Origin of the sequence: Sorangium sp. KYC3313 (assembly GCF_052075895.1) — a bacterium.
In the GTDB taxonomy this organism is placed as follows: Bacteria; Myxococcota_A; Polyangia; order Polyangiales; family Polyangiaceae; genus Sorangium; species Sorangium cellulosum_B.
In genome coordinates this window covers 10,666,256-10,689,822 of sequence record NZ_CP197255.1, presented here as the reverse complement: position 1 = coordinate 10,689,822, position 23,567 = coordinate 10,666,256, and the positions used below count along the sequence as shown (strand labels likewise).

Below are 23,567 nucleotides of genomic sequence, written 5' to 3'. Positions count from 1 at the left end.
TCATGGATGTTTGGTGCTCGTCGCCTTGGGGATCGCGGTGAAGGGGAAGTGCGGCGGCTCCACGCCGGGCACGCACTGGTACTTCGAGAAGTCGGTGACGCCCTCCTCGCGGAGCAGGGCCTCGTCGATCCACGCCTTGCCGCGCCGGGCCGACGGCTCGCGCGAGAGCAGCGCGAGCGTCGCGTCGGCGAGGATATCCGCCTTGCGCCAGAGCTCCGGGCCGCCGAGGCCGAAGTTGATCGTGGCGAAGCTCTCGATCGCGGTCGCGGGCCAGAGGGCGTGGGCCGTGATGTTGTGCTCCGCGTACTCGCCGGCGATGGCGTTGGCGATCATCGTCATGCCGAACTTGGAGACCGCATAGGCCCCGTGGTGGGCGCAGGCCTCGGCGTCGACGGGGGGCGACATCATGATGATGTGGCCGTATTTTTGCGCGATCATCTGGGGGAGGACGGCCTGCGAGAGGGCGAACGACGCGCGCACGTTGATGCCCATGATGAGGTCGAACTTCTTCATGGGTGTGTCCACGACGTCGGCCCACCAGAGCGCGCCCGCGTTGTTGATGAGCGCGTCGATGCGCCCGAGGCGCTCGACGGCCGTGGCGACGGCGCCCCTGCAGGCCTCGTCGTCGCGGACGTCGAGCTTGATGGGCAGCGCGCGGCGGCCGAGCTGCTCGACCTCGCGGGCGACGTCGTGGATCGTGCCCGGGAGGCGCGGGTTCTCGGCGACCTCCGTCTTCGCGGCGACGACGATATCCGCGCCTTCTCGCGCGCAGGCGAGGGCGACGGCCCGTCCGATCCCGCGGGAAGCTCCGGTGATGAAGACAACGCGGTCCTTGAGGCGCATGGTCGGCGGTCATAGCACAGGAGCCGCCGCGGGGGCGGCCTCGCGGCTCACCGTCGAGCGGCCGTGCTGCGGGGCCGCCGCGCGGCGCGGTCATCGGGGCGTCGGCCGTCAGGCCGTCGGGCCGCCTTCCCACCTTTCCACGAGCGCGGCAGCCGGGCCGCGCGGATGAGATGGCGCGCGCGTGCGGCAGGAGGCCACATCTACCACCACCCCGCGCGTGGCGCAGGGGCGAGCTCTGCCGCGGACGTCAGCGGGCGAGGGCCCTCAGGCGAGCTGCGCGGCGTGGCGGTGTGGCGATGAGCGAGGGAGTCGCGCGGAATCTCATGGGCGCTCGACTGACCTGCTGCTGACATGCGGCCCGTGGCGCGCATCGGCGCGCATCGGCGCGCATCGGCGCGCATCGGCGCGCGATCCACGGCGGGCGGAGGCTCGCAGGGAGTCGTCGCCCCCACGGGCTTCTGATCGCGGTCTGTCGTCGGAAACGGACACCCACCCTTCGGACCAGGGGAGGTGTTGTGTCCTGTGTGGCTCCATGTCTCACACCGTCCTTGCGTGAAGAAATCCTGTGTCGTCGAGCTCCGGGAAGCTCGGTTTCATGGGGTTTGGAAAGATCCAGCGATCCGGCGGCAAATCATGCGTGCCAGCGTGTTTCGTATCTGGACATGCCAGCGGTCAGGTGACACCGTGTCGTGAGCGAATCGAAGGGAGGCGCTGCGCTGCGTGGGATCGCGCTGTGCGCTACTCCGCCCCCTGAACAACGCTGTACTGGGGTGGCCCGTCGAGGTGTCGTGTGCCCCGGCGTACGTGCTGGCGCGAGCCGCGACGCAGGGGCGGGCCGAGCTCGGACGGGCTCAGAGAACCAAGGAGCATGCATATGAGCGCTTTGCACAGGACGCTTGTCCTCGCCTTCATCGCTGGCTGTTCTGCAGTCGGCTGCCTCGCCTCGACCGAGGTCGGCGAGGAGCCGCCGGCGGAGCTGTCGGAGGACCAGTCCTCGCCGCTCGCGGGGGCGGTCTGCGATACCGCGTCGGAGGGCTCGGATGTGGAGCTCTCCTGTCCTGCCGGCGAGGTCATCACGGCGATCCAGTTCGCGAGTTATGGCAGGCCGCGCGGCGTCTGCGGCGGCTACGCGGCCACCTCGTGCAACGCGCCGACGTCGAAGGCCGTCGTGGAGCGCGCGTGCCTCGGAAAGGCGAGCTGTACCGTGCGGGCGAGCAACGCGACCTTCTCCGGCGATCCGTGCAGGAGGACCGCGAAGCGGCTCTACGTGCAGGCGGCGTGCGGCCCCGCGGCGCCGGGCAGCGGCGCGGGCGGCTCGACGAGCGGCGCGGGCGGGGCGGGCGGCTCGACGAGCGGCAACGGAGGCGCGGGCGGCGAGGGAGGCTCGACGAGCGGTGAGGGAGGCTCGACGAGCGGTGAGGTCTGCGGCAATGGGGTTTGCGGCGCGGGCGAGGACTGCTCGAGCTGCTCGAGCGACTGCGGCGCATGCCAGATGTGCAGCGGCGCCGGGCCCAGCACGACTCCGCTCGACACCGAGGAGCAGGCGTTCCTCACCATCATCAACCAGTATCGCGCGCAGAACGGCCTCGGGGCGCTCTCGGCCTGCACCTCGATGAGCCGCGCTGCTCAGGGGCACAGCGAGGACATGCGCGATCAGAACTATTTCTCGCACACGAGCCTCGACGGCCGGACGCCCGGGACCCGCATGTGCAACGCCTGCTACGAGCTCGGGTGCGGGGGCACGGCCATGGCCGAGAACATCGCCGCTGGCAACTCGACGGCGCAGGCGACGTTCACCCAGTGGAAGAACTCGGACGGCCACAACAAGAACATGCTCGGCTCCGCCTACAAGGTCATCGGCATCGGGCGGGCGACCGGAGGCGGGACCTACGGGTCCTACTGGACCACGGTGTTCGGCGGCAAGTCCGAGGCGAGCTGCAATTAGGCCAGGCACCCGCGGCGGCGGCCGCCTGCTCGCAGCAGCGTGTCACGCGTGAGGCGTTCTGCCATGGCGGCGCGGCGCGACCCGGGATCCGCGATGGCCCGGGCTGCGCCGCGCGCCGCGGCCGGAGAGCGGCAGCCGAGGGCGGTCCGGCGATTGCTTTGAGCTTCGGACGACGGAACGGTGGTGTGCTCGGAGCAAACGAGCTGCGCCGGTCATCCGTCTCGAAGCTCTCATGGCGGAACACATCATCTATCTCCTCGGTCCTTATCGAATTCCCGGCTTCCAGGGGGAGCGCAACGTCCGCGTCTACCTGCCCAGCGAGGGGGCGCCCGCCGGGCCGTCGCCTGTGCTCTTCCTGTTCGATGGGCAGAACGTCTTTCACGACGACCCGTCCTACAGCGGCGGCTGGCACCTGCACCAAGCGGTGCGCGATCTCTCGGGCCGAGGCCTCGTGGCGCCCGTCCTCGTGGGGATCGATCACGGCGGGAGCGAGCGGCTGACCGAGCTGTCGCCGTTCCCGGGCGACGGCAGCGACGGGAGGCTCGACGACTTCCTCGGCTGGATCACCTCCGAGATCGTGCCGGCCGTACAGGAGCGCTTCGCGGTGCGGCGCGACCTGGCCGGCACGGCGATCGGCGGCTCGTCCATGGGCGGCCTCGCGGCGCTCTACGCCCATTTCCGCCGCCCCGACGTGCTCGGGGCCGCGCTCTGCATGTCGCCGTCGCTCTGGTTCGCGGAGCGGAAGATCTTCGATTTTGTCGCGGCTCAGCCCGTCCCGGCGCGCTCGCGGCTGTATGTCGACGCCGGCGCTCAGGAGGACGACGGGTCGGTGCTGCGCGACGCCGCGCGGCTCGTGGATCACCTGCGCCACCGGGGCTACGGCGAGGCCGACCTGCTCTTCTGCCCGGACGAGGACGGGACCCACTGCGAGGATGCGTGGCGTCGGCGCGCGCCGGGGGCGCTGCAGTTCCTGTTCGCCGAGGCCGATACTGAGCGGCAGGAGGAGGCTGGAGCGCCGGATGGGCCGCAGCAGGCCGCCTGACCCAGGCGCTGCGAACGGCGTCCACGGTGCGTCCGTCCGCAAGGAGCAAGGAGAGGCGCGCGGTATGTCCCTGGATGTGGTATGACGTGAACCTGCACATGCGGAAAGCGTTGCCGAGGGCCGATGTCGGGATCTTGACGTTCCAAGAGGACGAGCTCGAGGCCATTGCGGCGCGCTTCCCGCGGCAAGGCATCGTCACAGGGCGGCGGATGTACGTCATCAGCCGGTTACCGCTCACGGAAGGCGCGAGCTATACGGTCGCGATCTCTCGCTGCGTTACAACCCTTGGTGGCGGAGACGCCGCCGAGGCCGTCGAGAGCTTCGTCGAGGACCTGGCGCCGAGCCTGTTACTCATCGTGGGCATCGCGGCAGGCATGCCCTCCGAGGACGTCACGCTCGGAGATGTGGTTGTTGCGACCAGCATCGCCAGAGCAAGTCCGGCCGAGATTTACTCGTGGACAACGCTTCCGACGGAGCCCATGCACAAGAATGTTCTGAACTGGGTATCTCACCTGTCAGCGTTGGTCTTGCCTTCGTGGAACGACGAGAAATTCACTGGACCGGCCCCCTGCATACCTCGTGAGATCGAGGCGGACGTTCTGCTCAAGGGTGTGATTCAGTCGTCGCTTGAGCATCACTTTTTGATGCATCATCAGTCACCCCTCAATTGTGGTGAAAAACGCCGGGCTGCGCGTTCCGTGGCAGGTGTTGTTGCGGCAAGCGATCGTGTGCTGGATGCCGCTGAGCTGGGCACTCTTTTCAGGAATGCGGGGCGGGATATCGTTGCTGTTGAGGCTAACTCGATGAGCGCCTACGACGCGGCACGGGCGCACCAGCTGCCCATCATATCGATTCGGGGTGTCAGCGAGATCGTCGGTCTGAAACGTGACCCAGATTGGACCCGCTATGCTTGTCGAATGGCGGCGTCGTTCGCGCGGTCTTTCTTGAGTGCGCTGCCTGTCGAGCGACGTGTGCGCGCCGCACAGGTCACGGCAGCCACCGAGGCATCTTCCGAAAGGGAGGTCGACCTCACCAGGATATTCCGGATAAAGCGTCTATCACTCTCGTCCGTCCGAGGATTCCCTCAGCTCGACCTTTCGCTGAGGCCGTCGTTCAATAAGAACCAGGGGCAGTGGACTGTCATCCTGGGCGATAACGGGATCGGCAAAACCACCATCTTGCGTGCACTCACGCTCGCGCTCTCTCCGAGCGATGTCGTTCATGCTGTGCTGGGGAGGATGGGGGTCACCTCTCCAACCGTACGAGCGGGCAGCGAGAAGGCCGCCATTCGTCTAGGCACACACGATGAGGAGGACCTCACGACGCTCACCCTGGAGCCCTCCCCTGGCGGTGAAGTCCTCCGGCGGCGGACATTCACCGAAGCCGCCATGCCTTTCGTCGTGGCCTACGGCTCCCGCCGCGGGTCCGGCCTCCTCGACTCGGGACGCAGCGCCGAGTCCACGCCCCTCGCAGCCGTCGAGACCCTCTTCGACGAGGGCGCCAGCCTGATGCAGCCGGACTCATGGCTCATCCGATGGCAGCTCGCAGCGTTGCAAGGCGGCAAGGATTCGCAGGACGCGCGGTTTTTCGACGCGATCCTCTCCACGCTATGCGAGCTGCTGCCGGACGTCAAAGCGGTCCACGTGAGCGCCAAGGGGGTGGAGGTCGAGGGCCCCACCCTCGGCCGGGTGCCGCTCGGAGCGCTGAGCGACGGCTACCGTACGACCATGGGCTGGATCCTCGACATGGTGGCGCGCTGGGTCGAGGAGGCGAGGCGGCGGAATATCGAGGTCAACGGTGATTTCCACGAGAAGATGACCGGCGTTGCCGTGGTCGACGAGATCGATCTGCACCTCCACCCGCGATGGCAGCGTGACGTGATCTCGATGGTACGCGGACACTTCCCGCGGATGAGCTTCGTGGTCACCACGCACAACCCGCTGACGCTCCTCGGCGCGCAGCCGGGAGAGATCTACGTACTGCGCCGGGATCCGCAGGGCAACGTCGAGATCCTGCAGCGGGACCTGCCGCCCGGCGCGGGCGCGGAGCGGATCCTCACCGGCGAGTGGTTCGGCCTCCCGTCGACGCTTGACGACGAGACGCTGGACATGCTTGCCAAGCACCAGCAGCTGATCCGCGAGCGCGGCCTCGACGCGCCCGAGGCGGTGAAGCTCGAGGAGGAGCTGCGGCGGCGGCTCGGGTCGTTCGCAGATACGCGGGTGGAGCGCCTGGCACACGAAGCGATGGCGGAGCACGTCGAGAAGGATCTGCGCGAGCTGACGCCCGAGGAGCGGAAGCAGGCTCGAGCGAAGGTCGTAGCGATGCTCGATGAGAAGCCGGGGCCGGTGAAGCCGGCGCCCGCGAAGAGCAAGGCAAAGGCGAGACGACCCAAGCAATCAGCAGGTTGAGCGGGGACATGCTCGGGTTCCGGCGCCCGAAGCGCCCCAGGGGGTTTGCGAAGGAGGTCGGTGCGGTCCGCCGCGCCGTGGCGAGCGCGTGCGCCGCGGGGCAGGCGCCGGACTTCCTCCCCTTGTGGCGCAAGGACGAGTACAAACGGAAGTTTGTGGCCGCACAGTACGGGAAATGCGGCTACTGCGAGACGTACTCGCTGAACCACCCCCCGGCCATCGAGCACTACGCGCCGAAGGGCGAAGTTGAGGCTCTGGCCAGCGACGGAATCGAGGCGGACGGGCTCTATGGCGTCCGAGATCGTGCCATGCGACAGATGAGCCCGACCGGGTATCACTGGCTTGCCTATGACTGGAATAACTGGCTGCTTGCGTGCGAGCGCTGCAATACGGGCTGGAAACGATCGCTCTTTCCTGTGCGAGAACATCCGCACCCTTGCCCGCCGGCGCCGGGCCAGCGCTACACGCCGCTGCTCCTGAACCCGTTCGGCGTGGAAGATCCCCTCGAGCACCTGGAGTTCAGCGCGCTCGGCGACATCATCGCCCGCAACGGGAGCGAGTATGGGGAGGCGACGATCCGCACGCTCGGGCTTTCCCGCCGTGAATCGCTGCGAAACGTCCGGCAGGGCTTCGCAGAGGACGCGACCAGGCACGCGAGAGGGCTCGAACAGGCGCTCGTCGACGGCAAGCTCGATAGTGCACAGATCCACGCCGAGGCACTGGTCTCGCTCGGTGGTGAGGAGCGCCTGCATGCAGGCATGGTGCGGAGTATCGTCCTGTCCAGGCTCGGCATGCGCTGGCCCCAGATGAAAATGCTGGCTGAGAAGCTCGCCGCGAAGGCCCGTCCTCAGACCAAGGATCCGGCCTTCGGTGTGCGCAAGAGGACGGGGGAGCGGAAGAGGTAGGGCGCGGGTCCCACATCGGGCTCGCCTCGATGGTGCGTGTCCAGCGCCCTTGCGAAGCGCGAATCGTTCTGCCGGGATGTCCCCTCTGGCGCCTGGCCCCTACCGCCGCCCCTTGCTCCGCTTGCGCGTCCCCTGGACGATGCGCGCCGCGTAGCGCGGCGTCGGGGCGGTCGCGCCGAGCGCCGCGGACAGGCGGCTGACCTCCGCGTCCGAGAACGACGCCTTCCGGAGCGCCGCGATCGCGTCCGCCACGACGTCGCGCGACTCGGGGCGCTCCGCCCCCGTCTTCTCCTCGAGCCAGCGCACGACCTCGGGGAAGCGGCCGGCGAGGGCCGCGATCTGCGCGGGCATCCCCTGCCGGAGGAGGCGCAGGCCCTGCAGCCGCTCGTCCGCGCGCGGGGAGCGATCCGACAGCACGAACGCCTCCTCGAGGCGCTCGACCACCTCCGCGCCCGCCGAGAGCCTGGCGAGCAGCGTGCGCTCGGCGAGCGCCTCGAGCGCGACGTACGCCTGCAGGTAGCCGTCGGTCCACGACGAGAGCTCGCCGACCGCCGCGTCGCCGCGCGCCGCGATGACGGCGCGGAGCGCCGCCACCACCCCGTCGCGCACGACGCGCCGCGGGTCCTCGGCCAGCTCCTCGAGCGCCTCGAGCGGATCGAGCCCGCCCTTCCCGCGGCGCGCGCCGCCCGCGCGCGGCGCCTGCCCCGCTCCGCCCGCCCGCGCCGCGCCCTGCACCGCGAGCGACGCGAGCGCCTGCGCCGCCACGATGAGCGCGTACTCCTCCGTGGTCGCGCAGAGCGCCCGCACGAGCCGCTCGGCCGGCGCGCCGCGGTCCGCGATCGCCGCGCCGACCGCCCGCGCGAGATCCAGGTTCACGCGCGGCAAGGGGGCGTTCGGCCCGAGGTCGGGGCCGGGCGCGCGCACCCCGCCGCGCCGGGCGGGCAGCCCGGAGCTCCGATCGAGCAGCGCGAGCAGCTCGGCCGGATCGCCGAGCTGCACGGCGCGCTCGATCGCCGCGTCGATCTTCGGGTTGCGCAGCGCGCCCGGGGGAGTCGCCCCCCGGCGCATATCCGAGGTGTCAGCCATTCAGAACCCCAGGGAAAGACCGACCTCCGGGGAGAGGACGGTGGTCATGGCAGGAAAGGTGAGGCTCGCGCGGAGCGCGAGGTTCAGCGAGAGGGCCTCGATCGGCGCATACGCAACGCCCGCGCCGACCGACGCGAACCCCTGGCCCGCTTGCCGGGTCGCGGTGAGCGTCTGTCGCCGAGCCTCGACCCTCCCGCTCGCTCCCGGCCTCGTGCAGGGGCTCGTCCTGTCGGCAAGGTCGGCCCCGCAAGCGGTCGCGTCCTCGAGGACCTCCACGTCGACCTCGGCGTCGACCTGCGCGACCCCGGCCGCGGCGAGCACGAACGGGCGCGCGCCGAGCTGCTCGAAGGGTCGCGCGCCGAGGAAGTACTGCGCGCGCGCCTCGAGGTGGAGCGGGAGGAACGAGGCGCCGCCCTCCGTCGTGCCGCCGGCCGCGAAGCCGACGCGGCCGCCGACCGTGAGGTTGTCGAGGACCAGCCGATCGTAGGCGATCGCCACCCGCAACGTCGCGAGCGCGAAGCCGAGGTTCACGTCGTTCGCGACGCCCGGCGTCGGCGTGCCGTCGTACCGGGTCCCGTCGCCGCGCAGGCACACGAAATGGTCGCTCCGCTGCGACGCGACCGTGCACACGTCCCGGCCGGAGAGCAGCGCGACGTCGGGCGAGAAGGTGAGGGCGACCCAGCTCCTCCGGACCTCCGGCGCAGCCTCCGCTGCGGCTCGCGCGACGCACGCGCCGCCGACACAGGCGAACCCGCGGTCGCACTGCCGGTCGTCGAGGCACTGCCCGATCTGGAGCTGCGCTTCCGCCGCCTCGGGCCCCTCGTGCGCCCCGGGCGACCCCGGCGACCCGGCGGCGCCAGCCGCCACGGGCGACCCGGTCGCTCCAGCCGCCGCGGCCGCTCCGGCCGCCGCGGGCGACCCGGTCGCCCCGGCGCCGGTGGCCGCGCGCGCCTGCTCGAACGCGGAGGAGACCTCCTGGGTCGTCAGATCCGGGTCCAGCTTCGCCGAGGGGTCGGCGCGGAGGGCGTCCGCGAAGGCGCTCCGCGCGTCCTCCAGCCCCTCTCTGCTCTGAGCGAGCACGGTGCCCAGCGCGACAAGCAGCCTCGCCTTGACCGCGGGCGAGCAGCCCGACTCGCCGCAGGCGTCGAGCGCGGCCCGGAGCTTGCGCTCCGCCTCGGCGAACCGCGTCTCGAGGTAGTCGATCTCCATCGCCTCCTTGAGGGCCGCCTCCGCCTGCGCGTTCCGCGGCGGAGCCTGCGCGGCCGCGGCGCCCGCAGCGAGCCACCCGGCGAGGCCCCCCGCGATCGCGAGGGACGCGCGCGGCGCGCAGGAAACAGGGCCGTTGCGTGCGGACATCGGCGCGCAACGTAGCCCACCGGTGTGTCCGCGAGCGCCAGAAAAGCTCGGGGACGGGAAGCCCGCTCACCCGATCCTGGAACACGCCACGCGCAGGAGGGACAAATAATCCACAGGTTGTTCCCAGGTTGTGGAAACCCCGTGGGACCCTGGCAACTCCGCGGAGGTGCCGGTCCTGCGCCGATCGCGGGGCGGCAGCCCCTCCAAGCCCCGGTGCCAGCCGAAGCCAGCCCGGGCATGGATGCGCCGCCCACACCGATGCAACTGATTTTTCTGCGATTTCTGGCGCTCCGTGCCCCGGCGCGCCTCCCAACTTCCGGGCGCTAAACTCCCTCCTTCGAAGCCAATCTGCAACCCAAAAATCACGCTCCCGAGCCCGGTTTGACAGTCCACATGCTTGTCCACAGATTGGCCACCTGATGGCCCCAGACGGCGCGCAGGTTTCGTGTCGGATGGGGGGCGTCGGGCGAGTTCTCGCTTGTCTTTCGGGTGGCGATCGACATGCGATTGACAAGCTCGCGATGACCTGGGTGGGGAGGCAGCGGGCGCCGGGGCCTCGGCCGGAGCGCCCGGCGAGCGGTCCATCCGGCGGCCGTCCGGGCGAGGCGGACGGCTCGGCTCGCTGCGCGCGGCGTCGCTGGGCCGCGCGGCGCCGCGCCCGGCGTGCTAGCGGGTGCGCATGCGCGTTCCGGAGATCCCCGAAGAGATGGCGTCGCCCCCGCGCGCCGGCGACCCGCCGGCGCAGGTCGCAGGGCGCCCGCTGATCCGGAGGAGCGCGCGCGTCCCGGGCCGGCGCGCGCGGCTCGCCGACCACGACGCGGCCTCGCTCGCGGAGCTGCTCCGCCGGGCCGGCGGCACGGCGTCGGCGGCGCGCGCGGTCTCCGGCAAGGTGGTGCGCCACGCCTTCGGCGCCGAGCCGGGCGCGCCTGCGCCGGCCTGGGACGCGCGCGCGCTCGCCGCCCTGGGCGTCGGGGCCTGGGCGCACGAGGCGCTGCTCGCGCTCGATCCGGCGCCGTCGCTCGAGATCGCCGAGCGGGCGCCGGCGCAGGACGACACGCTCCGGCTCGTCCTGCGCGCGTGCGACGGCGCGCTCATCGAGTCGGTGCTCATCCCGGGGCCTGCCCGCACGACGCTCTGCGTCTCGAGCCAGGTCGGCTGCGCCCGGGCCTGCTCGTTCTGCGAGACGGGGCGCCTCGGGCTCGAGCGCCAGCTCGCCGCCGGCGAGATCGTCGACCAGGTCCGGATCGCCAGGGCGCTCGCGGCCGAGCGCGGCGGCGCGCCCCTCAGGAACCTCGTCTTCATGGGGATGGGGGAGCCGTTCGATAACCTCGGCGAGGTGCTGAAGGCCATCCGGCTGCTCACCGATCCGCGGGCCTTCCGGTTCGCGCCGTCGCACGTCACCGTGAGCACCGTCGGGGTGGCGGACAAGATCGAGCCGTTCTTCCGCGAGGCGCGCGCCGAGCTCGCCGTCAGCCTCAACGCCCCGGACGACGCCCGCAGGCAGGCGATCATGCCCGTGAACGCGCGCTTCTCGATGGCGGCGCTGAAGGACGCGATCGCGCGGGCGCTGCCGCAGGGGCGGCGCGTGCTCTTCGAGTACGTGCTCTTCGATCAGGTCAACGACGCCCCGGAGGACGCGGATCTGCTCGCGGCCTACGTCGCCGGGCTCCGGTGCAGGGTGAACGTCATCCCCTGCAACCCCGGGCCGGATCCGGCGCTGCGCCCGCCGTCCGCCGCGCGGCTCGACGCCTTCGTGGCGCGGCTGTCCGGCCACGGCGTGACGACGCTGGTGCGACGGCCGCGGGGGCGCGACGTGGGCGGCGCCTGCGGTCAGCTCGCGGGGATGGCCCGCGTCAGGCAGCCAGCGCCAGCGTGAGGGCGGCGCCGCGGGCGAGCGGGGCCCCGACCCGGAGCGCCCCATGGCCCGCCGCGAACGTACGGGCGATCTTGCCCGAGCGCTGGTCCATCCGGACGAGCACCGCGCGCTTGCCCGCCTCGCCGGTGTCCCCGAGCGTCGCGAGCAAGGAGAGCAGGTCGGTCCACACCCGGTCGCGCCAGCACCTCAGCAGGAACATCACGACGCTCGAGACGGCGCGCTCGACGCCCCGGCTGAAGGTCGCGATCCGGGCGAGCGGGCAGCGATAACGAGCGCGCAGGATCGCGAAAATTTCCGGCATCGCCGCCGCGAGAATTTCATTCACAAGGTCGTGGTCGTGACGGTAGCGGTCGAGAAGCCGGGCGTCCTGCGCCGCGCCGTGCTGGACGATGTTCCGGTAGAGTCCGAGGGCCAGGTCGTAGTTGATGTGCGCGTTGATGCCGAGCAGCCCGTGCACCGCCGCCGCCGGCCCGCCCGCGCTGGCGCACTGGAACGCGACGTCCCACGCCGCGATGCCCGTCGACCGCGCTTCCAGCGACGCCGCGAGGGCCGCCAGGTAGTACTCGCAGAAGATCCCCGCCAGGCGCGAGATCCACGCCGGCTCGAGGAACCGTCCGTCCGAGCCGTCGACGACCGCCTCTTTCACGCGGCGCGTGATCACGGCGTAGACGTCGGGGAACACCGCCCGCGGGTCGTTCCTCTCGCGCAGCCGCGCGGCGACCGTCTCCAGCGCGATCAGCGCCTCGGAGACGCTCGCTGGCGTCATCGTCACGCCCTGCAGGACGGGATGACGCGCGGTGGACGCCGCGGGACGGGACGCAGCCGGTGACCGCGTCTGCTTGCTCCTCATCGCCAGGGGTTGATCCGAAGTAAGGGTCTTCATGGCTGCGCTGAGCGAGCGAATTCAAGGATCGTGCCCGTATGTCCGGTCCGCAGTCGTACACAGCCACAGGCTGTACGGAGCGCGCGCAGGGCGGGGCTCGAGCGCGCGCGGCGGGGGGGGCACGCTCGTGCGCCCGGTCCCCCATCTCGCCGAATTTCCCGCGGATAAAGCGGAGGGCGCTCGCCCGTCACCCCGAGCGAGCGGGCGAGATTTCGGTGGCGTCACGCGGCTGCCAGCAGCGGTGTCGTCGAGCGGTGCCCGCGTCAACGTCGTGTCCCGGCGCGACGAGAGCGCGGGCCGGCGCACCAAAGTGCCCCATGAGGCAGATTGTGACGCGCGGACGGGTCTCCTCGAGGCAAAACAAGGAATCCCCCGACGCCGTGCACACCTTGGTCATCCGGGTGCGGCGGTGTGTGCCGGGTCGTGCTGGCGTTTTCGGGTTTCGGCCGGCCGGGGGATGCGCCGTATCCTGGCGCGGGGCGCTCCGCGCCTGCGCGCAGCCCTCGGCGCCGCCTGGCGGCCGCGAGGGCGGTTGCGCTCCTCCGCGGCTGCCCGTGTCGAGCACCATGAGCTTCCTCAAGATCGTCTGTTCCGAGCCCAGAAACGACCTCGCCTCCTTCCTCCGGTCGCTGCCGATCGAGCCCGCAATGCCGGCCATCGCGCTCGTGATGGGCACCGCGGATCTCGCCTATCCGCTCGTGGCCGCGCGGACCTTCCTCGCGTCGGCGAGGGAGGTGGGCGCGTCGCACCTCCTCTGGGTGGCGCCGTACTTCCCTCCCTCGAGCCGGGTGGGGCAGCAGATCCGCGACGCCGAGGCGTCCGTGCGCGCCTCCGGCCAGGCGGTGACCACGGTCTGGCACGGACCTCTGCTGAGCGCGCTCGACCTCTGGCGCGAGGACATCCGGCTCCGCCGCACGCTGCCGCTGCCGCTGGGCGGCGGCGCGTTGCCCTGGGTGGCGCCCGCGGACGTGGCCCGCAGGGCGATCCGCGCGCTGGAGCAGCCCGGCGCGCCGGCGCCCGTCGTCTGCGGCCCCGCAGCGTGCTCGGGCGCCGAGGTGGCGGCCGCGCTCTCCCGCGGCCTCCGCGCCGGCCTGACGAGCGAGCGCTTCGCCTGGCGCCGGTTCGAGGAGATCGATCGCGACCACAACCGCAAGCTCAGCGAGGACGAGCTCCTGCCGTACCTCACCGGCCTCGGGATGCGGGCCGACGAGGCGAAGGCGCTGCTCGTGGCCGCGGACACGACCGGGGACGGGACCGTCGACTTCGAGGAGTTCACCGCCGGGCTGCAGGGGCGGCTCGGCAACCTGGTCCAGCAGCTGCTGCGCGAGGACTCGTTCGAGCTCAGGTACGTGGACGCGCCGGCCGAGCAGGCCGTGGCGGCGCTCGTCCAGGCGGGCCTGCGGAAGGCGGCGGCCGAGGCGCTCATCGAGGGCTGGGCGAGCCTGGCCGGGGAGGGGATCCCCGCGGACGTCCGCGGGTCCGACGAGGCCTGGCTCGAGCTGCCGCCCGCGAGCGTCGATGCCTGGGCCGAGCGGCACGCGCTCGATTTCGTCAACGTCCATCTGCTGCCCGGGCAGGGGCTGCTCTCCCGGCGCGAGGGGGTCGTCGAGCGCGGCGCCGCGATGGGCGCGCTGGCCGGCAAGGAGGCCGCGATCTCGAAGATCGTGGACGGCGCCGGCCGCATCCTGTCGCTCTCCCGCGCGCTCGACGGGAGCGGCGTCTCGGCGCGGTGGCTCGACGCGCCCACGGAGGGCCTCCGGTGGGTGCCGTGCGGGGATCGCGACAAGCGCCGCGCGCTGCTCGTGTCGAGCGGGCAGCTCGCGGGGCTGCACGTCGAGGGGGAATGGAACGACCTCCCCTCGGCGATGCGGCTGCTCATGGCGCGCGGCCCGCTGCCCGGCTGGCAGCTCACGACGTTCCGGGAGCTCGGCGAGCTGAAGATCGATCAGCCCGCGGCGCTGTTCGAGCCGAACGAGATCGTGTGCAACTGCGCCGGGGTCAAGCGCGGGCAGATCACGAGCCTCATTGAGGCCGGGTGCGCGACGCCCGCCGAGCTGGCGGAGCGGACGCGGGCGGGCCAGATCTGCGGCGGCTGCGCCCCGGCGCTCGCCGAGATGTTCGGCGGATCGAGCCTCCAGCAGGCCGAGGTGAAGGCCGCGCGGGAGCTCTGCCCCGGGATCTTCCAGATCACGCTCTCGCCGGTCGGCGGCGCGCCGGCGGCGTCGGTGCCCGGGCAGCACGTGCTCGTGCAGGGCTACCTCGATCGGCGCTGGGTGGCGCGCGCGTACACGCTCTCGGCGCCGGCGCGCGCCGGCGGCGACTACGAGATCACGGTGAAGCGCGAGGAGCTCGGGGTGTTCTCGCGGTGGCTGTGCGAGCGCGCCGCGGCCTCGCTGCTGCGCGCGTCGGCGCCGAAGGGCAGCTTCGTCCTTCCGGCGCCGCCCGTGGAGCGGGTGGTGTTCCTCGCGGGCGGGATCGGCGTCACGCCGGCGATGGCGATGCTGCGGGCGCTCGACGGCAGGGCCGGCCCCCCCGACGCGCGGGCCTTCCTCCTCGACTGGTCGGCGTCGCGCGCCGCGGATTTCGCCTATTTCGAGGAGGATCTGCGCGCGATCGCCGGCCGTACGCCCGGCGTCGCGTTCCGCCTGCGCGCGACGAAGGCGGAGGGGCGGCTGTCCAGGGAGCAGGTGGCCGAGCTGTACCCTTACCGGCCGGGATCGCGGGCGCTCGTGTGCGGTCCCGATGCCTTCATGCGCGACGCGCAGGAGCACCTGCGCGCGGTGGGCTGGCCGCCGGACGCCATCCAGCGGGAGCTGTTCAGCTCGAACGTCGACACCGCCGGCGAGGTCCGCCCGACGCCGCTCCGGCGCGCCGGCGCGGCGCGGGCGGCTGGCGGGGTGTGTCCGGTCGAGCACGGGTCGTTTCACGTGACCCCCACCGCGCCCGAGGCGGTGCCGACCGAGGCCGAGGCGTTCCTGCGCCAGTGCTACGCGGAGCTCGGGGTGCCCTCGGCGGTGGAAGAGCGCTGGCAGGAGGTGCGGGCGAGCCTGGAGAAGCACGGGACGTACACGCACCTGCCCGACGAGCTCGCCTACGGCGCCCGGCTCGCGTGGCGCAACAGCTCGCGCTGCATCGGGCGCTTCTTCTGGTCGACGCTCCACGTGCGCGATCTGCGGCACCTGAAGACGGAGGAGGAGATCTTCCAGGCGCTCGTCGAGCACCTCGATCTGGCGACCAACGGGGGCGACATCCGGGCGACCATGACGGTGTTCAGGCCGGGTGAACCGCGGATCCGCATCTGGAACGGCCAGCTGGTCCGCTATGCGGGCTACCGGCTGCCGGAGGGCGGCGTCCTCGGCGATCCTGGGAACGTGGAGCTGACGGACCAGGCGCTCGCGCTGGGCTGGCCGGGCGGGGAGCGGACGCGCTTCGATCTGCTGCCGTTGATCCTCCAGATCGGCGACGGCCGGCCGAAGTGGTTCGAGCTGCCGCGGGAGAAGGTGCTCGAGGTGCCGATCGAGCACCCGCGGTATGCGTGGTTCGCCGAGCTCGGGCTGAAGTGGCACGCGCTGCCTGCGGTCTCCAACCTGGCCCTCGATCTCGGCGGGATCCAGTACACGGCGGCGCCGTTCAACGGCTTTTACATGGGCACCGAGATCGGCGCGCGCAACCTGAGCGACGTGACGCGGTACGACCAGCTGCCGCTCATCGCGGATCGCCTCGGGCTGGACCGGACGCGCAGCGACACGCTGTGGCAGGACGCCGCGCTGGTCGAGCTGAACATCGCGGTGCTGCACTCGTTCCGGCAGGCCAAGGTGCGGATGATGGACCACCACACGCTCTCGGAGTACTTCAAGAGGTTCGAGCAGCAGGAGCGGCAGTGCGAGCGCCCGGTGTATGCGGACTGGACGTGGATCGTCCCGCCGATGTCGGCGTCGACCATGGCGGTGTTCCACACCAACATGGAGAACAAGATCCTGAAGCCGAACTATCTGTATCAGGACGATCCGTGGAAGGAGCGGAAGGGGTAGCGGCGAAGGCGCATCCACGCGCGGACGCCGGACCTGGTCGGGTACCGCGTCGCCTGACGGAGCTCCTCCCTGGCTGCGAGAGAGAGGTCGTGCCGAGACGCCCGGCCCCGGGAGGGTGCGCGACGGACTCGATCCGTCGCGAGGGGGGTGGCGGAGGGGGTGCGCGACGGACTCGAACCGTCGCGAGGGGGGTGGCGGAGGGGGTGCGCGACGGATCGAGTGAGCCGCGAGGGGGTGGCGGAGGGGGTGCGCGACGGATCGAGTGAGCCGCGAGGGGGTGGCGGAGGGGGGCGCGACGGATCGAGTGAGCCGCGAGGGGGTGGCGGAGGGGGGGGCGCGACGGATCGAGTGAGCCGCGAGGGGGTGGCGGAGGGGGTGGCGCGACGGATCGAGTGAGCCGCGAGGGGGTGGCGGAGGGGGGGCGCGACGGATCGCGTCTGCTGGGAGAGGCAGGGGCCAGGGAGGTCGGATGAGCGCGTGCCGAGCGCGACTGCCTCGATGGGGGGAGGAACCGACGTCCGCCTGGCTCGCTCGCCTGAGCGGGCGACGTCCGGCGTTCGCTGTTGCTATCCTCCTGACGGCGGGGGCCTTCGTTGACCCGTGAGGCGCTGCCGGCCCATAGTCCCAGTGTGACCCGCGACCCGCTCGGCTGGACGGACCTCAAGGTCGACCATCTGGAGGCACTCGAACCCGACCAGTTCGAGCAGTTTTGCTTCGATCTGATCCGGTTCGAGGCCTATGAGCGGCACGACGGTCCGGAGCTCGACGGTCCAGCGGGACGGAGCATTGCGGATGGCGGACGCGACATCCTGCTTACCGTGAGGCGGTCGCCCGTCACCCCCAAGATCGATTATCAGCGAAAGCACCTCCTGACCCCGCTCACGGAGGACGGGCAGGTTCGCACGGCCTATGGCTGCAAGAGCGGAGAGAAATGGCTCAACCTCGCGCTTCGGGACGTGAACGATCGCAAGGGCCCTGGCCGGGTGATCCAGGTGCTCCTGGAGGGCGGCTACTTCAAGCTGCTCATCAACACCATCGGAAAGTGTGATTACGAGGTCGAGAGGGGCGGCGTCAAGCGAACCCCCCACAAGCATCTCGCCGCAGCGCTCTGGGAGCGCATGAAACGGGAACGGCCGGACGCTGAGGATCCAAGCGCGCGCATCGAGATCCTGGACGCCCACGCGCTCACCGGTTTCCTGCGCGCGCGCCAACCCGAGGGCGGGAGCATCGCCGCGTGGGTCGACCGCTTTGGTCTCGTCCCGCTGCTGCACGGCCTCGACGCATGGCGCGCTCACCACCAGGAAGACAGGAGCGAGCCGGAGTTCACCGACGATGCGGCGCGAGGGGCGTTGCGCGACGCGTTGCTCGGGTTCATCCGATGCGCCCCGTCCACGCCCCGCGAGCTGGCGGCGTGGCTCGTTGGCCCCCCGGGCGTCGGCAAGACGCGCCTGGTGCTGGAGGCGCTCGCGAGCGACCCGGCCATCGAGCAGCGCGTGCGGGTCGCCCGGACCCCCGAGGATGCGCTCGATGCGCTCGACCGCGGACGGCTGCTGGTTCGCCACCCCGCGGTCGTCTTGATCATCGACGATTGCCCGCCGAACCAGGTGGAGTCGCTCGCCGCGCGCTTCCTCGCCGCCACGAGGACACACACGTCGGCGCGGCTCCTGATCGTGACGCCGGCGCCCAGGCAGGTGCTGGACAAGCCGAGGCTCTCCCCGCGCTGGTATCTCGAACCGCTCGACCCGACCGCCACCCGGACGCTCGCAGCCCGCGTGCTCGGAGGGCCGACCGACGCGGAGAGGGTCCATGACGTCGCCCGGTTGAGCGAGGGCTATCCGTGGTTCGTCGACCTGCTCGCGCGCGAGTCCCTCGCCGAGGAGCGCCCGCCCCGCGACGTGCGCGAGGCGGCGCAGTGGGCGCTCGCGGCGTCCTGGGAGGCGGATCGAGGTCCGGAGCTCGAGGCGCTCCGCCTCCGCCGCGCGCGCTGTCTGCTCGCCGCGTCCGTCACGCGACGGATCGACTGGGGCGAGCTCTCGCCGGCGCAGCGGGAGGAGGTGGCCCGCGCCGTGGGTCTCGAGCGTGGCCAGGACCTGTTCGATGTCGCGGATCAGTGCGTGAAGCGCGGCATCCTCCGGCGCAACCAGGGCTGGAAGTACAAGTACGTGACGCCGCTCGTGCTCGAGCGGGAGGTGATCGCGTGGCTCCTCGACCCGGACGGAGGGCACGATCCGGGAGGCCGGACGCTGGTTCGGTACGGCCAGCTCTACCTGGACGACTTCTTCGAGACCCTGTTGCGGCTCGGGCTCTCCCGCGAGCTCCTGGTCGGTATGGCTCGGGCCGGCGTCGAGGATCTCGAGCGGGCGCCGGCGGACTGGGGGGAGCTCAGGTCGCTCGGCCTGCTCGGGCCGCGCCTCCGGTTCGTCGCCCGGCATGCGCCCGGCGCGACCGCGCGCGAGCTCCGCCGGCGGATCGAGGCGTCGAGCATCGACGAATTGCGCGCGCGCGTCGAGGAGCGCCGCGGGATCGTGTTCGCCCTGGAGGAGCTCGCGACCCGCGCGGACGCCTTCGAGGATGCGGAGGCCGCGCTGCTCCGCCTCGCTCAGGCCGAGAACGAGTCGTACGCCAACAACGCCACGGCGACCTGGGCGGGCCTGTTCCTCGTCGAGCTGAACGCCTCGCGTCGGTCGCTCGCCGAGCGCGTGGCCCTCCTGGAACATCGGCTGAACGATCCCGAGCCCGCCGTCCGCACGGTCGCCCTCAAGGGCGTCCAGGCGGTCCTGGCGACGAGGGCGCTCCGCGTCGCGCACGAGGCGACCGACGGCGCCTGGACGGCGCCCACGGGCGAGGAGGCCCGCCTCGCCCGAGCCCAGGCCTGGACGCTCCTCGGCGCGCGCTTCGGTGATCCCCATCCGTACGTGGCGGCCAAGGCGAAGCGAGCGGTCGCCGATGAGCTGCGCGGCGCAGTCCGGGCCGGGATGGGCGACCACGCCATGGCGACCCTCGCCGCGCACCTGGACGATTTCACGGAATCCGAGCGCGTCCAGCTCCGCGATATTCTCGAGGCCGTGCGAACCTACGACGCGGACTGGCTCGCGCCCGACAGCGCGTACCCCGGGCGGCTCGAGGCGCTGCTCGCGCCGTCCTCGTTCAGGGAGCGCCTTCGCCAGCGCGTCGGGGCGTGGGGACCGGCCGCGCTCCGCGAGGACGACGACGCGCTCGACGATGCGCTCGTGCGCGAGGGGCTCGCGGGTGACGTCCCCATGCTGAACGAGGTGGACTTGCTTGTGTCCGATGAGGCCGTACGCGCGCATGTGTTCGCTTACGCGCTAGGTCGGTGCGACGAGCGTGGGATCCTGCTCGCGGGGCTCCGCGAGCGGGCGAGGGCGTGCCACGGGGTGCGGGCGTGGAGGAAGCGAGCCGTCTTCGCGCGCTACCTGGGCGGCTGGGCGCAGGCGGGCCGAGGCGCCGCGGCGGAAGCGGTCCTGAGCGATCTGAAGCTGGACGCGGCCGAGGCGCCGCTGTTCGCGCTGGCCGTCATAGAGCTGGGCGCGACGGACGAGCGCCTCGCCTGGGTTCAGCGGGCGGTGCAGGGTGGCCTCCTCGACGAGGCCTGTGTGCTGGAGCTGGGCCGGCGCCGGCGCTGGCTGCTCCAGGTGAGCGAGGCGGCGTTCGCCGCCTTCGCGGGGGCGCTCGTCGAAGGGACGCCGATCGAGCACGCCGCGGCGGCACTGGAGCTACTCGTCGAGCGCATCCAGGACCGACCCGAGCGCGCGGCGCCCTTGAGAGCACTCCTGCTCCGGGCGCTGGAACGCCTGGCGCCCCACCGCGTGCACGGCATGACCGACCACTTCTGGGAGCTGGGGGCGCGGCTCCTCGTCGAGCAGGGGGAGGCGGCGCGCGTCGCGGACCTCGCGCTCGTCGCGCTATCGCAGCCTCGCGGCGCCAAGGACCATGCATGGAAGGCATTGCATGCGGCCGCCGCGCGCGATGCCCGAACAGCGTGGCGGGCCGTCGCGACGACCCTGGACCGGCGCGACGCCGCGGCGGGGCACCTGCAGATGGCGTTCATGTTTCATCGCTCCTCGTTCGCCTGGCCCGCGGAGGATGTCCTCGCATGGGTCGGGCACGACGCGCGCCGTGGTCGCACGGCGGCAGCGATCGTGCGCCCCAGCGCGCCCGAGCTCGATCCCATCTGGCGCGCCCTTGTGCAGCGGTTCGGGCCGCGGAGCTCGGTCGCCGACGAGATCATCGCCCGTGCCCACAGCACGGATGGATTGGTCGCGAGCCTGGCCGAGCACGACGCTGAGCAGCTCGAACGCGCGCGCGCGTGGCTCGCCGACCCCGACCCGCTCGTCCACGCCTTCGCCGAGCGACTCATCGAGTCCCTGACGCGCAGCCATGAGCGGCACGCGGCGGACGAAGAGGACGAGCGCCGCCGCTGGGGCACGTAGCAGGCCGATGCGCGCCTGCTCATCGCCGCGGCGCGCGTCAGCGGCCGCGGTCGCAGCGGAGCTGGCCGTTCCTGTTCTCGATGTCTCCTCGGCACCGCCTCGCGTCCACCAGGCGCGTCGGGTGCCAGTTTCCCCTTCGGTCCTCGCAGCGCGCGTACAGCGTGCCGCGATCCATCCGGATGTTCCTGCACGTCCTGAGATAGGAGCCGCGTGGCGCGTGGTCCCGGTCCCCGTGCTGGGCTCGCGCGGGACCGCTGCTGGACATCACGGTGGACAGCGAGAGCGCGCCGAGGATCATCGCAACGAGCGTGCTTTTCATGGTTCCCTCCACGTTGGCGCAGCGCCTCGCGGGGCGATGCGTTGCTGTTGTCATGGGGCGGGGACACCGGGGGCGCAATCCTGCTGGAACTCCGAGGGGATGAGATGTAACGAGAAGAATCGGACCACAGGGGGCACAGAGGGGAGAGAGGGGAGGGCACAGAGGGGAGAGAGGGATGGAGAGAATCAGGGCTGTATTTCTCGGTCCCGTGTTTCTCGAACCTTTGTTTTCTGTCTTCTGTGTCCTCTGTGGCTCAATCTCTGTCGTCTTCCGCGAGAGTCGAGCTGCCTCGAATCATGGAGCCGCGCTGTGGAGATGGATGGAAGGGGGCAAGGGTCGCGCCACGCGCCTGCCTCGACGAAGCTGGGGGTCACCGGTCCGGCCGCGGTGTTCGTGGTCAACGAGCTGGATCGGCCGCTGTTCTACGCCGAGGATCTCGACGCCATCGTCTCCCTGGAGAGCGCCGGCGACGTCCTGTGCCTTTACGATGTCGTGGCTGCGGAGCTGCCGCCGCTCGACGAGATCCTCCGCAGGCTGCCGGCGCCGGTGCGGCGCGTGGAGCTCTTCGCGTGCCCGGATGCGCTCGGCATGGTGGGGACGGCGGAGCCGCACGTCTCCATGGACGGGGACGACGCCGGGGGCGGTGCGGGGGCGGTGCGGCTGATGGTGCGCGGGCCCTTTCCGGAGGGGCCGCTGATGCTGCCGCGGCCGTTCCGGTGCTGAGGAGCGCCGGCGGCGGCGCTCAGCGCAGGGCCTGCTCTGCGCTGGACGCCGCGAGCGCCTGACCGAGCCACCTCTCCAAGGTCGCGTGGTCGGTGCACGTCTCGATGCGCGCCGCATCCTCCGGGGTGAGCGCGAGCTGCCGGTGCGCGAGCACGCGGCGCAGGGCCGCGCGCGCCTCGTCGAGGCGACCCTCGAGGCGGCCCTCGTCGACCAGACGCTGCTTCATCTTGGGATTGGCCGTGAGCAGGACTTCCAGGATGCGGTCCTGGCGCGCGTCGATCTCGGGATCGCCGGTCCTGGCGAACCGCCACAGGAGCTCCTCACGGGCCGTCGTCGACATGGGCAGGTACTGTAGCATGGATAGCACCCATTCAAGCGGCCGGCGTGGCGCCACCCAGCGGGCGAACTCGTCGAGCGGCTGCCCGCTCGAAGCACGATGAAAGGTCCAATTGTCGAGCTGAAACGGAGCTGTTTCCGTAATGCGCCTCGTCGGTGCGTCGCCGCCAGTATCTCGCCTTCAAGGGCCTCGCAGAACTGTTGAGATCATGTTATGAAGATGGGCGTGCGCGCCTTCTTCATGATCGCGATGTCCGTCACCTCGGCTGCCGTCAGCTTGAGCAGCGCCGGTTGCGCGGAGAAACACGTACCTGCGTCAGGAAGTCAATCCGGCGGCGGCAACGGTCTCGGCGGCAACGGCCCCGGCGGCAACAGCCCCGGTGGCGGCGGCCCCGGTGGCAACGGCCCCGGCGGCGGCGCGGAGGCGTCGTCCGCAGCCAGCAGCGCAGAGGCGTCCAGCTCGGCCGGCGCCGGGGGAGGGGAGGAGGGACGGCTCGACAGGTTCGGGATAGCGATGCTGCGGCCCACGCTGCCTTCGGGCAAAACGTGGTTCTCGACCTGGGACAACGGCGTCGCGCGCACCTTTTCGGGGATCGACCCGGCCGACGCTTGGTTCGACGCCGACCACGGCGATGCGTCCTATGACACCGACGGCCAGGGCATTCTCAAGATCAGCGGCCGCGTCCCGCGGATGTACGTGCACGACCCCGCGCTCGCCGACCCGTGGCGCGACGTCGAGGTCACGATGTATTTCCTGCGGGCCGCCGACGACGGGACACCTTATGGCGGCCTCGTCGCCATGACGCGCACCAACCACGGCACGATCGGCGACGAGGACGTCAACAAATGCGACACGCGCGGGATCGCCGCCCGCATGCGCTACGACGGCAAGGTCGATTTCGAGAAGGAGACGAATCACCCCGCCTCCTCGGCCATCCTCGGCAAGACGTACTGGGAAGGCGGCATGCCGGAGCAGGTATGGATCGGGTACAAGCAGCTCGTCTACGACCTGCCGAACGGCGATGTGAAGCAGGAGCTCTGGATCGACGAGACCGACGGCGCGAGCGGAGGCACCTGGGTGAAGATCCACGAGCACGTCGACCAGGGGACCGATTTCGGCGTGGGAGGCGAGCCCTGTCGGCCGGGCATCGATCCCGCAATGAGGCTCACGCGGGAGCCGACACGGGAGGGCTCGGAGACCGGCAAGCCCAACATCAGCGTCTATTTCCGGAGCGACGGGGTAGGCCCCGACGGGCTCCTGTACAAGAAGGGCAGCGTCCGCGAGATCGTGCCCTGACGGCGCCCGCGCACGAACGCATGAGCGCGCGATGGAGAGCGCGAGCGACCGGTTCCTGCCGGAGCG

Annotated in this window: 15 protein-coding genes; 9 read left to right on the top strand and 6 right to left on the bottom strand. The window is 71.4% G+C overall.

Annotated features, from left to right (window positions below):
* Positions 1-843 (bottom strand): SDR family oxidoreductase, encoded by an 843-nt coding sequence (locus ACSRUE_RS40600; RefSeq protein WP_441288235.1) that lies wholly within the window; start codon positions 841-843, stop codon positions 1-3.
* A gap of 874 nt (positions 844-1,717) precedes the next feature.
* Between ACSRUE_RS40600 and ACSRUE_RS40595 the strand changes: the two genes are divergently transcribed.
* The 4 genes from ACSRUE_RS40595 (at position 1,718) to ACSRUE_RS40580 (ending at position 7,143) form a co-directional block, all read left to right on the top strand.
* Positions 1,718-2,788: a CAP domain-containing protein gene (locus tag ACSRUE_RS40595; RefSeq protein WP_441288234.1), complete on the top strand. Its 1,071-nt coding sequence runs from the start codon at positions 1,718-1,720 to the stop codon at positions 2,786-2,788.
* Between the two features lie 232 nt (positions 2,789-3,020).
* Positions 3,021-3,830: an alpha/beta hydrolase gene (locus ACSRUE_RS40590; RefSeq protein ID WP_441288233.1), complete on the top strand. Its 810-nt coding sequence runs from the start codon at positions 3,021-3,023 to the stop codon at positions 3,828-3,830.
* 86 nt (positions 3,831-3,916) lie between these two features.
* Entirely contained in the window at positions 3,917-6,238 is a 2,322-nt protein-coding gene (locus tag ACSRUE_RS40585) for a phosphorylase family protein (protein WP_441288232.1), read from the top strand.
* Between the two features lie 8 nt (positions 6,239-6,246).
* On the top strand, positions 6,247-7,143 hold the full coding sequence (locus tag ACSRUE_RS40580) for a hypothetical protein (protein WP_441288231.1): 897 nt from the start codon (positions 6,247-6,249) through the stop codon (positions 7,141-7,143).
* 99 nt (positions 7,144-7,242) lie between these two features.
* Here ACSRUE_RS40580 and ACSRUE_RS40575 read toward each other — a convergent pair whose 3' ends face one another.
* Both ACSRUE_RS40575 and ACSRUE_RS40570 read right to left on the bottom strand, forming a co-directional pair.
* Entirely contained in the window at positions 7,243-8,229 is a 987-nt protein-coding gene (locus ACSRUE_RS40575) for a hypothetical protein (protein WP_441288230.1), read from the bottom strand.
* A complete protein-coding gene (locus tag ACSRUE_RS40570) occupies positions 8,230-9,585 on the bottom strand; it encodes a hypothetical protein (RefSeq protein ID WP_441288229.1) in 1,356 nt (451 codons plus the stop codon). It abuts the gene before it with no gap.
* A gap of 679 nt (positions 9,586-10,264) precedes the next feature.
* On the opposite strand from ACSRUE_RS40570, the gene rlmN reads away from it, so the two are divergent.
* The gene (gene rlmN / locus ACSRUE_RS40565) at positions 10,265-11,461 is read left to right on the top strand and encodes a 23S rRNA (adenine(2503)-C(2))-methyltransferase RlmN (protein WP_441288228.1); all 1,197 of its coding nucleotides are present in this window, start codon (positions 10,265-10,267) and stop codon (positions 11,459-11,461) included.
* Here the strand turns inward: rlmN and ACSRUE_RS40560 are convergent.
* On the bottom strand, positions 11,439-12,227 hold the full coding sequence (locus ACSRUE_RS40560) for a DUF5995 family protein (protein ID WP_441288227.1): 789 nt from the start codon (positions 12,225-12,227) through the stop codon (positions 11,439-11,441). The genes rlmN and ACSRUE_RS40560 overlap by 23 nt on opposite strands.
* Before the next feature lie 683 nt (positions 12,228-12,910).
* Between ACSRUE_RS40560 and ACSRUE_RS40555 the strand changes: the two genes are divergently transcribed.
* On the top strand, positions 12,911-16,375 hold the full coding sequence (locus ACSRUE_RS40555; RefSeq protein WP_441288226.1) for a nitric oxide synthase oxygenase: 3,465 nt from the start codon (positions 12,911-12,913) through the stop codon (positions 16,373-16,375).
* A gap of 593 nt (positions 16,376-16,968) precedes the next feature.
* Positions 16,969-20,826 (top strand): hypothetical protein, encoded by a 3,858-nt coding sequence (locus ACSRUE_RS40550; protein WP_441288225.1) that lies wholly within the window; start codon positions 16,969-16,971, stop codon positions 20,824-20,826.
* A gap of 37 nt (positions 20,827-20,863) precedes the next feature.
* Here the strand turns inward: ACSRUE_RS40550 and ACSRUE_RS40545 are convergent, their stop codons facing one another.
* The gene (locus ACSRUE_RS40545; protein ID WP_437769521.1) at positions 20,864-21,145 is read right to left on the bottom strand and encodes a hypothetical protein; all 282 of its coding nucleotides are present in this window, start codon (positions 21,143-21,145) and stop codon (positions 20,864-20,866) included.
* A 309-nt stretch (positions 21,146-21,454) separates the two neighbouring features.
* Between ACSRUE_RS40545 and ACSRUE_RS40540 the strand changes: the two genes are divergently transcribed.
* A complete protein-coding gene (locus ACSRUE_RS40540) occupies positions 21,455-21,868 on the top strand; it encodes a hypothetical protein (RefSeq protein WP_441288224.1) in 414 nt (137 codons plus the stop codon).
* Positions 21,869-21,887: 19 nt separating this feature from the next.
* Here ACSRUE_RS40540 and ACSRUE_RS40535 read toward each other — a convergent pair whose 3' ends face one another.
* Positions 21,888-22,226 (bottom strand): hypothetical protein, encoded by a 339-nt coding sequence (locus tag ACSRUE_RS40535; RefSeq protein WP_441288223.1) that lies wholly within the window; start codon positions 22,224-22,226, stop codon positions 21,888-21,890.
* A 192-nt stretch (positions 22,227-22,418) separates the two neighbouring features.
* On the opposite strand from ACSRUE_RS40535, the gene ACSRUE_RS40530 reads away from it, so the two are divergent.
* Positions 22,419-23,501: a hypothetical protein gene (locus tag ACSRUE_RS40530; protein WP_441288222.1), complete on the top strand. Its 1,083-nt coding sequence runs from the start codon at positions 22,419-22,421 to the stop codon at positions 23,499-23,501.
* Positions 23,502-23,567: the final 66 nt, after the last annotated feature.